This is a genomic window from Pedobacter foliorum (assembly GCF_013266735.1).
GTDB classification, from domain to species: Bacteria; Bacteroidota; Bacteroidia; order Sphingobacteriales; family Sphingobacteriaceae; genus Pedobacter; species Pedobacter foliorum.
The window spans coordinates 284,010-298,732 of sequence record NZ_JABSNU010000005.1; the positions used below are offsets into that span (position 1 = coordinate 284,010).

General features: G+C 36.7%; 14 protein-coding genes. 6 read left to right on the forward strand and 8 right to left on the reverse strand.

Annotated elements, in window-relative coordinates:
- Positions 1–151: 151 nt before the first annotated feature.
- Positions 152–682 (reverse strand): GNAT family N-acetyltransferase, encoded by a 531-nt coding sequence (locus tag HQN83_RS12850; RefSeq protein WP_173090749.1) that lies wholly within the window; start codon positions 680–682, stop codon positions 152–154.
- Positions 683–909: 227 nt separating this feature from the next.
- Here HQN83_RS12850 and HQN83_RS12855 point away from each other — a divergent pair, with 227 nt between their 5' ends.
- A complete protein-coding gene (locus HQN83_RS12855; RefSeq protein WP_173090750.1) occupies positions 910–1,797 on the forward strand; it encodes a bestrophin family protein in 888 nt (295 codons plus the stop codon).
- A gap of 6 nt (positions 1,798–1,803) precedes the next feature.
- On the opposite strand, the gene HQN83_RS12860 is transcribed toward HQN83_RS12855, so the two are convergent.
- Positions 1,804–2,457, reverse strand: coding sequence for a DUF1349 domain-containing protein (locus tag HQN83_RS12860; protein ID WP_173090751.1), 654 nt, complete (start codon positions 2,455–2,457; stop codon positions 1,804–1,806).
- A 95-nt stretch (positions 2,458–2,552) separates the two neighbouring features.
- Between HQN83_RS12860 and HQN83_RS12865 the strand changes: the two genes are divergently transcribed.
- Entirely contained in the window at positions 2,553–3,317 is a 765-nt protein-coding gene (locus HQN83_RS12865; protein WP_173090752.1) for a response regulator transcription factor, read from the forward strand.
- Positions 3,318–3,391: 74 nt separating this feature from the next.
- Here the strand turns inward: HQN83_RS12865 and HQN83_RS12870 are convergent, their stop codons facing one another.
- Complete coding sequence (locus HQN83_RS12870) at positions 3,392–4,804, reverse strand: alpha-L-fucosidase (protein WP_173090753.1); 1,413 nt, start codon at positions 4,802–4,804, stop codon at positions 3,392–3,394.
- 164 nt (positions 4,805–4,968) lie between these two features.
- Between HQN83_RS12870 and HQN83_RS12875 the strand changes: the two genes are divergently transcribed.
- From HQN83_RS12875 to HQN83_RS12885, 3 genes are all read left to right on the forward strand, one after another.
- Positions 4,969–6,399: a sensor histidine kinase gene (locus HQN83_RS12875; protein ID WP_173090754.1), complete on the forward strand. Its 1,431-nt coding sequence runs from the start codon at positions 4,969–4,971 to the stop codon at positions 6,397–6,399.
- A 21-nt stretch (positions 6,400–6,420) separates the two neighbouring features.
- Complete coding sequence (locus HQN83_RS12880; RefSeq protein ID WP_173090755.1) at positions 6,421–7,125, forward strand: response regulator transcription factor; 705 nt, start codon at positions 6,421–6,423, stop codon at positions 7,123–7,125.
- 148 nt (positions 7,126–7,273) lie between these two features.
- Entirely contained in the window at positions 7,274–7,969 is a 696-nt protein-coding gene (locus HQN83_RS12885; protein WP_173090756.1) for an alpha/beta hydrolase, read from the forward strand.
- Positions 7,970–8,436: 467 nt separating this feature from the next.
- Here HQN83_RS12885 and HQN83_RS12890 read toward each other — a convergent pair whose 3' ends face one another.
- The 5 genes from HQN83_RS12890 to HQN83_RS12910 form a co-directional block, all read right to left on the reverse strand.
- Positions 8,437–9,285, reverse strand: coding sequence for a helix-turn-helix domain-containing protein (locus HQN83_RS12890; protein ID WP_173090757.1), 849 nt, complete (start codon positions 9,283–9,285; stop codon positions 8,437–8,439).
- Between the two features lie 80 nt (positions 9,286–9,365).
- A complete protein-coding gene (locus HQN83_RS12895) occupies positions 9,366–9,968 on the reverse strand; it encodes an NADPH-dependent F420 reductase (RefSeq protein WP_173090758.1) in 603 nt (200 codons plus the stop codon).
- A gap of 21 nt (positions 9,969–9,989) precedes the next feature.
- Positions 9,990–10,646, reverse strand: a complete 657-nt coding sequence (locus HQN83_RS12900) for a hydrolase (RefSeq protein WP_173090759.1) — start codon at positions 10,644–10,646, stop codon at positions 9,990–9,992.
- A 57-nt stretch (positions 10,647–10,703) separates the two neighbouring features.
- On the reverse strand, positions 10,704–11,159 hold the full coding sequence (locus HQN83_RS12905) for a nuclear transport factor 2 family protein (RefSeq protein ID WP_173090760.1): 456 nt from the start codon (positions 11,157–11,159) through the stop codon (positions 10,704–10,706).
- A 129-nt stretch (positions 11,160–11,288) separates the two neighbouring features.
- Positions 11,289–11,873 (reverse strand): Crp/Fnr family transcriptional regulator, encoded by a 585-nt coding sequence (locus tag HQN83_RS12910; RefSeq protein WP_173090761.1) that lies wholly within the window; start codon positions 11,871–11,873, stop codon positions 11,289–11,291.
- 120 nt (positions 11,874–11,993) lie between these two features.
- On the opposite strand from HQN83_RS12910, the gene HQN83_RS12915 reads away from it, so the two are divergent.
- Complete coding sequence (locus HQN83_RS12915) at positions 11,994–14,366, forward strand: alpha-amylase family protein (RefSeq protein WP_173090762.1); 2,373 nt, start codon at positions 11,994–11,996, stop codon at positions 14,364–14,366.
- The last annotated feature ends 357 nt before the right edge of the window (positions 14,367–14,723 follow it).

Here is a 14,723-nt window from a genome sequence, read left to right on the forward strand (position 1 = left end):
TGTTTAACCAAAAATAACGAATGCTGCGGATTTAGAAGGAGTGTAATATGGACAATATTAGGGGTTGATTTGGACAATATTTTAAAGGTCAAAATTACACGGAATCTTGTGGTCTGAGTTAATGAAATACCTTTGTTATTATAATACAGAGCTATTCGAAAAATTCCTTTGGATAAACTACCTCACCCCGAATGTTTTTTAAAGCGTCGGACTGTAATTCGATTGCCATACAGTTTTCCTTTGGAACATCAAATGGTAGCGATATGCCAAATTCGCATGCAAGATGGTAGCCGAATTTTGGATAGTATTTTTCGTGACCCAGCAATATAATTGATTGATAACCTAAATCACTTGCCTTTAAGTGTGCAGCCTCAATGAGTCTTCCTCCAATTCCCTTACCTTGAAATTCAGGTATGACTGCAACTGGTGCCAAAGCCAAAGATGTGATTTCATCTTCCGAAGTTTTAATCTTTATTTTCGTGAGTAATATGTAGCCAACTATTTTGTTTTCTACTTCGCATACCAAAGATAATCCGGGCACAAAAGCTTCGGATTTTCTCAATCGCTCCACTAAAAAGTGTTCTTTATGATCGCTGTATTTCTCGTCCCTGAAGGCTTTTTCAATCAAATCAAAAACAGAATGAAAATCTTCAGGCCTTTCTTCTCTTATGTTAATGTTCATTTTTAATATTTTAAGTGACTACCTTTTGTTGTGATAAATTCTTTAGTGTTTCTTCCCTAATACAGGCAAGATATCCGATTTTATTGAATTTCTTACCATTAAGAAGTTTGAAGTTTTACAATCCAAGCATTAGAATTGACTATAAAGTAAAAAGTTGATGTTTTAATATTAATTTAGAATAAAAGTTGAAACATACCTTAAAAACGCCCATTTAATAAAATCCAAGAATGATACTGAACAATAAAATTTCAATATTTTACTTTATAAATCTCATCAAACTAGATATTATTGTTATAATCTTATATGCACTTATATCAGGGATGTTAATCCACTTAACACCATTTAAAGGTGTTGATATATCCTTAAGTGTATCGGCAATGATTGGAACATTGGTGTCACTTCTGCTCGCTTTTAAGACCTCCCAATCCTATGAACGATGGTGGGAAGCCAGAATCATTTGGGGCGGAATTGTTAATGACAGCAGAAGTTTGCTAAGGATACTAAAGCAATATATCCCAGAATCCCCTGAATCCGCAGAGGATTTAGAACAGTTTGCCCGAAGACATATTATTTGGTGTTATAGCCTTGGAGAAACACTCCGTCGTACAGAATTCTCCGTTAAAGTGTCAGAGTACTTAAAAAAACATGATTTAACAAGTGATAACATACCTAATTTTCTTCTTAATAAGCATTCAGAGGATTTGTCTCGTTTTCAAAACAAATATAGCCTCAACCCCAACATCATGGTTCATATCGACTCTGTTGTAGCCAGATTAAATGATAGTATGGGTAGGTGCGAACGGATAAAAAACACTGTATTTCCAAAATCATATAGTCTTTTAATCAGAAGCATCATTTATGTGTTTCTAACTATATTTCCATTTGGATTGGCACATATGGCCCCTGCAGCAGAAATTTCAATAACCATCTTAATTCCTATCCTATTTATTTCAATAGAAAGAACCGCAATGATCTTACAGGATCCATTTGAAAACCGTCCGACTGATACGCCTGTCAGTAAAATTTCTCAAACCATAGAACGAAACCTTGAGGAATTATTGGCGCTTCCACAAGCGGAGCAGGAAGATGCGATGAGGGGTTATTACATATTATAGAAGAGGCTAAAAATTGGCATTTTTCTTCAACCATTCTTGCCTACGCTGATCGGGTAATTGCTTTACTGTAAAACCTTCAAACTTGGCGTTGAAACCGTTTCCGTCCGGACTGGCAGCCATAAAACCAACCATAACGGGCCTATTGTCCTGTAGGTAAGCGTTTCGCATCATAGTGTAGGTTTTGTCGTCATAAGAATAGAATATTTCAACCGCATCAAGTCTTCTAACAGCTTTTATCCATATAAAATCTGGTGCTTTATCCAGAGTTGTTACGCTCCAATCACTGGTCTTATGTGTTACTACAGTACTTAGATTGTATTTGCCATCAACAAATTCGATTCCTGCTTTAATGTAATTCTCGTGATCTGTACGCAACATTAAACCCATTTGATCGAAACGTGCTTTGTAATTCCCCGTAATCTTTACTTTAACTTCAAATTCTCCACCATAGGTGCTGTAGTAAAATGGCGCATCATCAACAGTAAAACCATAATGAGAAATCCTCCAATAATCGCTTTGGGGTGTTACAAACATGGTTAAGGCATTGTTTTTAATCTCCCACTTTTGTGGCTCGTTAAACCACTGCATCTTATCCAGACTTTGAGCAAATCCTGTTTGTGTAATGATGAATGCAATTGCGCTTAAAATAATCTTTTTCATTTCCTGTTTTGAGTTGATAACCATACGTTATATTTACGTTGCTAAGTTAGAACACCGTAAATAGTACTGCAATACTGATTAATAACCATATTGAAATGAGTATCCAAAATACCTTAAATGAAAAATTATTAGCGCAAACATTTGAAGAAGAGCAGGATGCATCTGTAACTCTTTCTCAATATCAGCATATGGCTTTTATATATTCCAGAATAGAAAATGCTATAGCTGTGTTAAGTGATATGAAGGCTAATAAAAGTTATATTTATAATGGAAGGGTAGCGAAAGAGTTGGGTTTTCATGAAAGTAATTTGCTGCAAGAAATAAACTCAATATGGGAAGATGCTATTTTTAATAAAATACATCCTGATGATCTTGTGAAAAAACATGTGACAGAGCTTAAATTTTTTAACAGGCTGAAAAGTCTGCCTATTGTTGAAAGATCTGATTATCATGTTAAAAGCAGAATTCGCATGCGCAACAAAATTGGCGTTTATATACCTGTAGAACACCGTATGTTTTATGTACGTAGTGCATTAAATGGCAGTTTATGGTTAGCGCTTTGTCTTTATAATCTTTCTCATGATGAAACTCTAACGGAATCCTCAGATGGTGTAATTCTAAATTCTGCAACTGGGGAGAGGATAACACCCAATCAGCAAGAGTACAATCAAATATTATCTATTCGTGAAAAAGAAGTATTGCAACTGGTTCGAAAGGGTAAAATGAGTAAAGAAGTTGCAGATTTATTATCTATCAGTGTAAACACGGTAAACAGGCACCGGCAGAATATACTGGGAAAGCTGAGGGTAAGTAACACACTTGAAGCATGTCGGATTGCAGAGAATATGAATTTGATCTAATAAATCATCGTCATTCCGAAATAAATTCAGAATGACGATTTTACCTTTTTGGACATCCGCATTAATAAAACATCCTATCTTCTTTCGTTGTACACACCAAATTCGGCGATAGATGGTGGCCCATCAAAAGATTGTATAGTCATTTTTACCTTTTCTGCCCAAACCCGATCAAATCGGAAAATCTGGATCTTATTATCTTTGTTTCCTTGTTTTGTTTCTAATGGATACCATTTTCCATTGGCAAAGTATTGGAGTGTAAATGAGCTTTTTGTATTCCTACCTTGGGTAATTACCAGCATATTAAAAGGTTTGGCCTTTTCAAAGTTTAGTTCATACCATGGCGATTTTACTTCAGGGTTAGAAACCCATGAACTCCCAAAATTATCATCATTGGCAAAGTCCATGATGTTCATATCGTCACTCCAGCTACTATTACTTTTAACATGCTTAGCTATGTTACTGGATATAATTGGTGCTGTATGCTCTGGAATTTCTGGTAGCTTTTCTGGCTTTTTATATAGTTTTCCTATTTCTTTTAAAGCCTCTACAGCATTATCATCAATCAATCCATCCTTGTTTGGTGCCACATTGAGTATGAAATTACAGTATGCATTGTTGTATGGAACGATAAATTTATTTACCAACTCATTTACATTTTTAACAGGTGTTCCCGGAAAAGATGTTTTCCAAAACCAATTTTCCTGTAATGGAAGACAAGCCAAAGCTGGAAGTTTATTATGCTCTTTGGATATGAACTGACCTGCACCTTGTTCGTAGGATTTGATATCGGTGTAAAAAAGAGCTTCTGCAGGGTATTTTGCTGCATTAAGATCCATTACCAAACAATTAGGTTGTAGTGATTTTATTAGATAGTATATATCCTCAAAAGGTACATCATCGTAAGAAATTCTTGACCATGGTGCATCCCATCCATCAATAACCAAAGCAGTAATTTCACCGTAATTGGTTAATAATTCAGTGATTTGATCTTTAATCATTTGAATATGTTCAGGCGTTATCTGATTGGGGCGAATGCCATGATGGGTATCCAAAATAGAATAGTATAGCATTACTTTTAAACCATTTTTACGGAAAGCATTGGCGTACTCTTTTACTACATCACGTCCAAAAGGGGTGTTCTTTACATTGTAAGAAGTAGTTTTTGTGTTCCATATCGGAAATCCGCTATGGTGTTTGGTAGTTAAGCAACCATAGGTCATATTTGCTGCCTTTGCAGCTTTCGCCCATTGATCTGCATCAAATTTAGGCGATTTGAAGAGAGAAAGAGCTGCATCAGGGTCCGACCAATCCTGGTTCATAAAAGTAGGCATTCCATAATGAATGAACATGCCAAACCCAAGGTCAACAAAATCCTGTTGAAGCTGAGGAAGTGCCTTGTTTGCCGCTTTTTGCTGCGCCTGTACTGATTTCAAGCTAGATAGCCCTGAAATCAATAACATGAAAACTAAAATTCTTCTAATAGTCATTTTTTCTGTTTTGATATCGATTTATTAAATAGGTACAAATACAAATCTATAGCGAATAAGGAGTAAACTTATCGAATAGAAGCATAACAGAAGCCTAACAAAAGCTTAATGGTGAGAAAAATAAAAAAACTTACCCTACTTTTAAAGCAAATTGGATTATTGAAATGACAAGTCGCCTTTATAAGAGCATAGTTTTAGTCAGCTTTTTGATCTTGATCATTGTGCAGTTGAGGTTAATTTACAATACGTACACTTTGCGGGATAGGGATTTCAACTTAAAGGAGAAAACCTTACTCAACGATGAATATGGAAGAAGCATTCCTGCTGATAAAGTGTATCCCGGGGGCGGAAAGATTATTGACGCTATCTTAAGTCGAAATATGCCCAATTTACGAGATGCTTACCTTAACGACAGGAAAGCATTTGATCAATTAGCTAAGCGGGTAAGTGATACACTTTTTACCGTTTTACGAAAAGAAAGTAATATGGATAGCGTTTTCAAATCGATCGTTGCACGGAACGCTCTCGATACGAATATGCATTATTTGCTAACTTTTCAGTCTATAGAAATAAACTTCGACAACCGTATTGGAGACATTTCCATCTTTGATAGTAAAAAGGACAGCACGTTCCTTAAAGAAAATAATCAAACTGATTATGGTGTTGTAATAGCCGGTAATCTCACTAACCCAACTCCCCAAAATAGGGTCACTAACCTTTCAGTAAGCGGGAATTTGAATTATGATTACAGGGTTACATTTAGTTTGTTTGCTGATCATCCTTACCGCATGTTAAAAGTGGCTTATCAGATGCTTCCAACATTTTCATTGGTAGCCATATGTATTCTCATTACCGTTGGCATTAATTATTATACATACATCAATTGGATGAAGCAGAAAAAGGAGGCGGAGATAAAATCTGATTTTCTAAATAGTATTAAGCATGAATTCAATACACCAATTACTACTATTTTAGTCGCTAGTAAAAGTCTGGATGATGAGAGTGTACTGAACGATAGAAATCGTGTAAAAGCGCTTGTGCATATTGTGGAAAGGCAGGCTCGCCGACTGGAATCGCACATTAATCAAATGTTGGAGATATCTGTTATCAAAAAGAAAGTGAATTTGGTAGAAACAGATTTAAACTATTCTGTTATGATACTCATAAATGATTATAGGGTAAAGCTTCAAAAAACTGACCGTATTACTTTTGATCCATATGCTGCTGAAATACTGGTTATGATTGATTCGTTTGTTTTTACAACGATGCTCAATAATATGTTGGATAACTCCTTTAAATATAACAACAGTGCGCTTAAGCATGTAGAGGTATTTATTGACGAACAGGAGGGTGATTACGTACTACATGTTGTAGATAATGGAACAGGTATTGAAGATGCTGCTAAAGAGAAAATATTCGATAAGTTCTTTCGATCAAATCAGGACAATACGATTCCCGGACTTGGGCTTGGTTTATATTACGTGAAGGAATGTTTGGATATTCACGGCTGGAGAATGGATATGAAAACAAAAATAGGTGAGGGTTCTGAATTTATGGTGTATATTCCAAAGCACTTATCAAAAACAGACCAATAATTTTTTGCTTAAGGCCTTTGTATGGTTTATGATATTGTTATAATAGAGGATGAAATAGATTTAGGAAACGTTGTTTCTGAATACCTTAAGTTAAGAGGCTTTAGTGTGCTATGGTTTAAAACTGCCAATGAGGCATTAGCCTATTATCTGTCAAATCAATTGGCCAATAAATTGATTATTATTGACGTTCAATTACCAGACCTGGATGGATTTGATTTAGCCACCGAGATCATGAAAATCAATAAGAACCAAGCCTTTTTCTTTCTAACAGCACACAACGAGAAAGATAATCGCCTCAGAGGTCTTAAGATAGGGGCAATAGATTATATTGCCAAACCCTTCGAGATTGAAGAATTGGTATTGAGAATTGGAAATATTATCGATAAATTATCAAATACTTCTCTTGATAGATCCAATGACCAGCCTGAATTTATCAATATTGCAGATATCAAATACAATAAAAAGCAATTGTATGTTCTGTTACCTGATCACACAGAGGTATCTCTCACCCTAAGAGAATCAGAGTTATTGGATTATTTGGTTGGTAACCTGAATCAGGTGGTGAAGAAAAAGGATATTCTGATGGCGCTTTGGGGAAACGACGATTATTTTAATGGAAAAAGCCTTGAAGTATTCATTTCTCGGCTTAGAAGGTTGTTTAAAACATCAAATGAGATCTCCATTGAAAATGTATATGGACTCGGTTATATGCTTAAGGTTAAGTAATAAAGTCTTACTCAAAATCAGGAATTCAATTGCAATAAGTTAAAAAGGGAAAAAATTACAACATTTTGGGAAGACATCCCATTCCCTGAGCCTACATTAAGCCCCATCTTTGTATTGTTAAATCAATCCTAAACAATTAAAAATCAAAATGATGGAAAATTTAAATGTTAAGAATGTTGTCTTGGTACATGGTGCATTCGCTGATGGTTCTGGTTATAAAGCACTTTATAACGAATTGACAAAAAAAGGATTCAATGTAGTGGTAGTGCAAAACCCACTGACCTCATTAGAGGATGATGTTCTGGCTACCCACGTTGCATTAGACAGGGTAGGTGGGCCAGCTATCCTTGCGGGCCATTCATGGGGCGGTGCAGTAATTACCCAAGCAGGTAATCATCCAAATGTGGCAGCACTAGTTTACATCGCTGCATTCCAACCTGATAATGGCGAATCTGCCTTGCAATGGTTACAAACTGCTCCTCCGGCACCGGAAAATGGTGTTTTGCCACCGGATGATAAGGGAATCGTTTACTACGACAAAGATAAATTCCATGCAGGTTTCTGTGCTGATATAGATAAAGAAGAAGCTGAGTTTATGTATGCTTCTCAAGGTGCTTTTTATGCAAAAGGTTTTGTAACCCCTATTACAGATGCGGCATGGAGACATAAACCAGCTTATGGATTAATCGCAACTGAAGACAAGAGTATTGCCCCTGAGATTCAACACGCAATGTACAGCCGTTCAAATACCATTGTTAAAGAAATTAAAGGAAGCCATGTAATATTCATGTCTCAACCAGAGCTTGTTGCAGAAATGATCATTAAGGCAGCAGAAAATATTTAAGAATAAATTTTGTATAATCGATCGTCATCCTGAATTTATTTCACTGTTGTCCGGAGAAAGTTTTATAATAAATTTTAACCGGACAGCCGACTTACAAATGGCTGCAATATTTGGCTTCTGAAATATTATTTTCCTGAATATTGCAGCTATAAAGAGTTAAGAATGCTAAAACACGAATTATAATCTAATTTTCTCCGGACAGCCGGATTTAAATAGGAATTTTAAAAATGGGAAAAACAGAGGGCTTGCTTTTTCAAAAGACAAAAAAAACACTGTTTTTAGCTTAATTTAAATGATTTAATGGTGTGTTTAGATTTTAACCGGACAACAGTGAATTTATTTCAGGACCTCGCACTAGTTAGGCTGCTTGTCTTTCGAGAGGTCCTGAAATAAATTCAGGATGACGATGAGCAGAATCAAATAGTAAATAAACCTTTTTGAGCACCCTCTTTTTTATTGCTCCCCTTTTAAAGGACTTCTTTTTTGTTTCTAAAGCCAATGGGAGAGTAAGAAGTATGTTTTTTAAAGAAATTACAGAAATAAGCAGGGTCTTCAAAGCCGAGTTCATAGGTGATTTCCTTGGCAGATTTATCTGTATAGTATAAGAGCCGCTTTGCTTCAATAATTATGCGCTCCTGAATAATCTGAATAGGGGTCTTTTGATTAAATATGGCAAAGAGATTTGAAAGTGTTTTTGGGGATTTGTTTAGCTGTTGAGCATAGAAATTCACTGAATGCTCATTGTGAAAATTACCTTCGACCAGTAAATTGAATTTACGGATAGTGTTGAACCTGTCATTCTGCATTTTGGGATCCGGGATGTATTCCGATTTGGCTAATTGGGTTACTGTAATGATAAGTCTCTTCAATAACATAACCAACATGTCGTTTTGTACATTGTCACTCGTGTTCATTTCAGAAACAAACATCTGGTGCAATAGCAATATTTTTTGCTGGGCAGTTTCACTAAGATTGATAAACAAATTACGACTTATACCAAACAGAAACCCTACACAACTTACTTCTGAATCATGATCGATAATACAGTAAAACTCCCTATTAAATTGCCAGGCTATTAGATTTGAGGTTCGCTCAAAGAAAAACGATTGATTAAACATCAAGGGTAAAATGGTCTGTGCCGGAAAATCAATTTCCTCTCCATCTATAGTTACCTTTTGTTGCTCTCCGCGGTTCCACACTATAGTGAAGTATTTATTATCGCGGTCTTTACTATAGAAAAGACGGTCAAAATTCTGCTCCCCGCTTAGGAGCAGTAAGTGTGCGCCGGAATTTGGATCGGTGAGCAGTAGTTTCATTTTTACAGCTGATTTGACCAGGATTTAATCCTGGTCTGGGTAATCATTTTAGGTAAAAATAAAGTTTAACTGATTAATTTTTACATTTTCACGAGATTTAAAGTGGCGAGGGGTCCTTTTGCCTGTTGGAGTTTACTTCCCTCATTTAAAGAACCTAAATCTATCGGAGCAAAACCAATTGAGGTTATAATGTCTGCAATTTCAGTTTTCGCTGGTTTGTCGTCCCCAGAAATAAACAAAACCCTGTTACCTCCGGCCACTTTTGGATCTGCAGCTAGTATTTTGAAGAAAATCGTATTAAAGGCCTTAACTACTCTTGCTCCAGGTAGCAATTCTGCAACTACTTCACTTGAGGCCCGGCCGCCAAGGTCTTGCACTTCAAAATCAGGTGCATAACTGATAAAGTGATTTGTTGCATCAATTACAATCCGGTTGTTCCAATCTGTAATTTTTGTAAGTGTGGGAACTTGCGACCAGGGTAATGATAACAACACAATGTTTGCTTTTACTGCTTCTTCAACTGTTGTTGCTGACGCCGCCTCACCCAAGGCGGATATGATGTCTTTTAAGGTATCAGGGCCGCTGCTGTTGCTTAGCATTACGGGGTGTCCTGCTTTTAAGAGGTGGCGGGCAACTGTTTGTCCGATGTTGCCCGCACCAATTATACCAATAGTCTTTTTCATAAATATGTTTTTAAAGATTGTTTATTCAGTTACTGGGGTAGCCAACAATTGGAATTCCCATGTTAGGCTTGTTCCCACATTTCCCATATGGTCTACCAGCATTTCAGCTAAAGCAGGTACAGTGTCGGTACGTGCCCAATCGCGTTGAAGTTCTGAGCCAAAAACAGTCCAGGTAATTGGAACGGCACCTGCCTGAACCATGCGCATTACCGCCATTTCATGTGCTTCAAGACTTACACCACCCGAGGCATCAGTAACAATATACACCTCATATCCTTCGCCAAGTGCCTGTATTACTGGCATAGCAAGGCAGATCTCTGTCCACAATGCAGCCATAACAATCTTCTTTTTTCCAGTCGCTTTTACCCAATCTACAATACGAGGGTCTTCCCAGGTGTTGATAAAAGTTCTGTCGATAGGTTTTTGGTCGGGGAATATCTCTTGTAGCTGTTTAATCAGTAGTCCACCACGTTGTTCTACCACGGTAGTGAAAAGTGTGGGTACTCCAAATACTTTTGCTGATTTGGTTAATCCAACAACATTGTTAATGATGGTTTGGGTATCGTGACTGCGCAATCCAGCGAACTGGAAAGGTTGGTGGTCAATCAATATCAATACACAGTTGTCTGGGGTCAACAGGGCATCAAGTCCTGCTTTTGGGTTTTCTTTTGCTGACATTTTCGATTTAAATTAGGGTTAATGAAATTTTTATGGAGTGATGAAAAGGAATGGCTATTAATCGTACATAGACGAGGGTGTAATGTCTTTTGGAATGTCCTGTATGATATCCCAGTGTTCGGCAATCTTGCCATCTTTGATGCGCCATATGTCCATAGACATCTTACCATGATCACCCGGAAAATCCTGTGTATAACATTGGATCCATACCAGGTCATGCTCAGCAGTAATACGTTTGATACTGACTTTAAACTCAGGAAACTTCCCAAACAGATGCTTGTTAACGGCATTAATTGTAGCCTCTACTCCTTTACCGGAATAGGGGTGATGGTTTATAAAATCAGGATGCATCATCTTTTTGGCTTTTTCAAGATCTTTATCATTGTAAAAAAGGAGAAAGAAATCGGAGACGATCTTTTTATTCTTTTCTTCCTGAACCAGGTTTCGTTTTGGTTGAGATGCGGCAACCAAAGAGCCGCCGAACAGGGTAAGTAGTAATACTAGCTTTTTCATTTTTCTTCTCTATTGGTGTTAAATTGCTGAATTGTTTATCGTAACAATCACACCTAAAGATACAGGGCAAATTCGGGGTTGAAATTGATCTGAAGTAAGAAAATGGCTTGATATAGATCAATAATTCTATTACTTTCCCAGCAAAGATTTCCGTACCCTGCTTAGGGTTTCGGGGGTGATACCGAGATAGGAGGCCAGCATGTTCTGAGGGAAACGCTTAACGAAAACTGGATTGGTTTCCATGAGATAGATAAATTTCTCTTCGGCGGTATAGCTAATTGTAGCTTCTACTCTTTTTTGCGAGGCTATAAAACTATTCTCATCTAAAATATGTGCCATCTTTAAAAACAATGGTGAACTTTCTTTAAGGGAGTTGATTTCGTCGCGCGTAGTAACCAATAAATTGGTGTCTTCAATTGCGTCAATATTATATCTGGAGGGGGTAAGGTTGGTAAAACTGCCGCGGTCACTAATCCACCATTCTTCAATTCCGAAACTAATTATGTGCTCGTTGCCTTTATCATCGATATGGTATTGCCTCATAGCTCCATTGATAATAAAGCTCATAAATTTACAAACGCTTCCCTCATGTAATAGGAATTGCTTTTTCTTTAAGGTTTTCATTTTAAAAGCCGCCTCCCCATACTTGAATTCTTCATCAGAAATGGTTGAAGAAGTGATTCTGTTGATATAATTTCTAAGTGAATGGAGCATAAGGAGCTATGATTATAAAATTAACACAAAAGTTATGTAAAATAATCCATTGTATTTGTAGAATACTCTATTGTGTTTTGAGCTATTAATTAATAGTTTAGTTACTTATTCTAAAAGTTTATGATAAGAAAAAAACAACTCTTGTTTTTTATTGCATTAATATGCTCAGTAGGAGCGTTTGCAGGGCAGGAAAGAATACATAAAATAGTTGTTCAAAAAGCAAAAGAGCAACCAGTAATCACTAATAAGTTTCTCACCATAAATTATAATGTTGCCGGAAAGAATTTAGAGGTGATCTTTAAATCGGGCAATAAGACTTTTTTGAAAAATGTTACCCCAAAAGGTATCAATGGAACAGTAACAAAGAAGGAGACGGTTAGTGCTGCATTTGGTAAAGGAAATGCATTGGTTTTTAACACATCGGATGGTGGTTCTATATCGTTTGCCTTATATCCATCTCAGCCATTCTTGTTTGTAAATCAAACTGTTAAAAATTCTGGAAATGATTTTGTTGACATTGAAAAGCTTAATCCTCTTTCATTTTCAGTTGATCTTAATAAACCTGTATCGAAATTAAAAACCCTGGGAACAGGAGGTTTACTTGATGCGGATAAAAATCCGGGTAGTTACGTGTTCTTAACTACTGTTGATCCTGCCACACGTAATGGTGTAGTAGCCGGTTGGTTAACAAATGAAAAGGGAAGTGGAGTGCTATTTTCTAGTGTTAATAATAATCTGATTGAAATAAAAGCACAAATCGATTACGGACGTTTTCGTTTAGCTGCCGGAACAACCGAAGCTACTGAAACTTTGGCTATTGGTTATTTTACTGATGCCAGGTTAGGTGAAGAGCAATTTGCAGATGCGATTGCAAAGCAACAAAATATTAAATTGAAACCGCGGACTGCTGTTTATTGTACCTGGTATTCCGAAAAAAATGGTGGAGCCGGTACCGAATCTGAAACGATTAAACTTGCCGGTTTTATAAAAGATCAATTGGAGCCTTTTGGAATGGGTGCACTTCAGATTGATGATGAATGGCAAGCCGGGGGTAAATTTAGCGGCCCTCGTAGAGGCTTTGATAGGGTAGATCCAAAGGGAGGCTATCCTAATGGTATGACAAAGACTGCCGAAGCGATAAAAAATGATGGTTTGATTGCCGGAATATGGTGGATGCCTTTTAGTCGTAATCATCAGGATCCAGAATATAAAGATCGTCAGCACTGGTTTGCGAAGCGATTAAACGGGAAACCTTATGAGACTTCATGGGGTGGAACTTCTTTGGATTTAACAAATCCTGAGGTTCAGAATCATATTTCTTATGTTGCAAAGAAGATGCAGGGTTGGGGGTATAATTATTTCAAAATGGATGGACTTTGGACAGGTACAGTTACTGAGCAGGTTTACATCAATGATGGTTATAAAAATGACAGTATAGGAAATAATAAGCCCTTGTTTAATCCAATGAAAACGCAGATTGAAGCCTATCGTGATGGATTAAGATTATTGCGACATGCTGTTGGAAATGAGGTGTTCCTTTCCGGATGTTGCGTGAGTCAGAATATGCGATCGTTTGGAGCTTCTATGGGATTAGTGAATTCGATGCGAATTGGTCCCGATTTTAACCATGATGGAGAAAGTATTCGTACCGGGGTAATCCGTGCATCCAGATTGTATTTTTTGAATGGTAGAGTTTGGTGGAATGATCCTGATCCATCTATGTTAAGAGAAAATGGTAAATCAACTGCAGATCCTGCAGCTGATGGTATTGGTAGTTTAACCAGAGCACGATTATTACCTTCATATGTAGCTGTTTCGAAACAGTTTTTTCTAAGTAGCGACTGGCTACCAGATCTACCTAACGATAGAATTGAAATCATGAAACGTAGTATGGCATCGCACACTGGAATTGCCAGGCCAGTTGATGCCTTTGATAAATCTTTACCTTCAATTTGGCTTGCAACTGACCATAAAACTAATGTTCAGAGAAATGTAATTGGCTTATTCAATTGGGCTACTACTCCTCAAAAGATAGGTAGTTCAACAAAATGGACCGGGTTAGCCGATAAAACCGTTTATTACGCTTTTGATTTTTGGGAGAATAAACCACTATCTAATATTTCTGGTTCATTTGCTATGGAGCTTCCTGCTGAGTCTTGCAAGATAATAGCCGTACGTGCTAAATCAAATCATCCAGTAGTTGTTTCAACCTCTCAGCATGTAACGCAGGGGATGATTGATTTGCTTAAAGAGGATTGGAAAGATGGAGCGCTTTCGGGTACTAGCAAATTGATTGCAGGTGATGACTATGAGCTTAGAATTGCAGGGTTAAATGATGGTGGAAAATGGAAGCTTGATAAAGCCTCACTAATTGGTGATACAGATGGAACTACAATTAAGGTTTTGCCTCAACAAGAAAACGGTTGGGTAAGGGTGCTTGTTAAATCAAACAAAAGTCAGGTAGTAAACTGGAAATTGAGGTTTGTAAAATAAGTAATTGCAAGTAAATTAATTCGTATAAGCCTACCTTTTTGGTAGGCTTTTTTTTAGTTTAATTTTCTTTTTGGATCTATACCAGAATGAAATATAAACTGACTAAGCTAGTGTTAAGATAACATCGAAAAAAGTCAAAATAGTGGTAGAGTTGGTTCTTTATGACTTTAAATTTACGACTTCTGTAAAAGATTAAACTGATTTATAAAGCCTAAAAATTGATTGCTAAAACTATTATGCATGCTTATTAAGGCAATCGATTGTTTAAAAATCGCAATAAATACTTATTGCAAAAATAACATCAAAAGTGGTCAAAATAACAAGGGTAATGTAGGGTGCTTTTCAGCAATTTGCAAA

Excerpts from the sequence above, each read along its gene's own strand:
- HQN83_RS12850 (WP_173090749.1), bottom strand. The coding sequence starts at position 682 with ATGAACATTAACATAAGAGAAGAAAGGCCTGAAGATTTTCATTCTGTT.
- HQN83_RS12855 (WP_173090750.1), top strand. The coding sequence starts at position 910 with ATGATACTGAACAATAAAATTTCAATATTTTACTTTATAAATCTCATC.
- HQN83_RS12860 (WP_173090751.1), bottom strand. The coding sequence starts at position 2,457 with ATGAAAAAGATTATTTTAAGCGCAATTGCATTCATCATTACACAAACA.
- HQN83_RS12865 (WP_173090752.1), top strand. The coding sequence starts at position 2,553 with ATGAGTATCCAAAATACCTTAAATGAAAAATTATTAGCGCAAACATTT.
- HQN83_RS12870 (WP_173090753.1), bottom strand. The coding sequence starts at position 4,804 with ATGACTATTAGAAGAATTTTAGTTTTCATGTTATTGATTTCAGGGCTA.
- HQN83_RS12875 (WP_173090754.1), top strand. The coding sequence starts at position 4,969 with ATGACAAGTCGCCTTTATAAGAGCATAGTTTTAGTCAGCTTTTTGATC.
- HQN83_RS12880 (WP_173090755.1), top strand. The coding sequence starts at position 6,421 with ATGGTTTATGATATTGTTATAATAGAGGATGAAATAGATTTAGGAAAC.
- HQN83_RS12885 (WP_173090756.1), top strand. The coding sequence starts at position 7,274 with ATGATGGAAAATTTAAATGTTAAGAATGTTGTCTTGGTACATGGTGCA.
- HQN83_RS12890 (WP_173090757.1), bottom strand. The coding sequence starts at position 9,285 with ATGAAACTACTGCTCACCGATCCAAATTCCGGCGCACACTTACTGCTC.
- HQN83_RS12895 (WP_173090758.1), bottom strand. The coding sequence starts at position 9,968 with ATGAAAAAGACTATTGGTATAATTGGTGCGGGCAACATCGGACAAACA.
- HQN83_RS12900 (WP_173090759.1), bottom strand. The coding sequence starts at position 10,646 with ATGTCAGCAAAAGAAAACCCAAAAGCAGGACTTGATGCCCTGTTGACC.
- HQN83_RS12905 (WP_173090760.1), bottom strand. The coding sequence starts at position 11,159 with ATGAAAAAGCTAGTATTACTACTTACCCTGTTCGGCGGCTCTTTGGTT.
- HQN83_RS12910 (WP_173090761.1), bottom strand. The coding sequence starts at position 11,873 with ATGCTCCATTCACTTAGAAATTATATCAACAGAATCACTTCTTCAACC.
- HQN83_RS12915 (WP_173090762.1), top strand. The coding sequence starts at position 11,994 with ATGATAAGAAAAAAACAACTCTTGTTTTTTATTGCATTAATATGCTCA.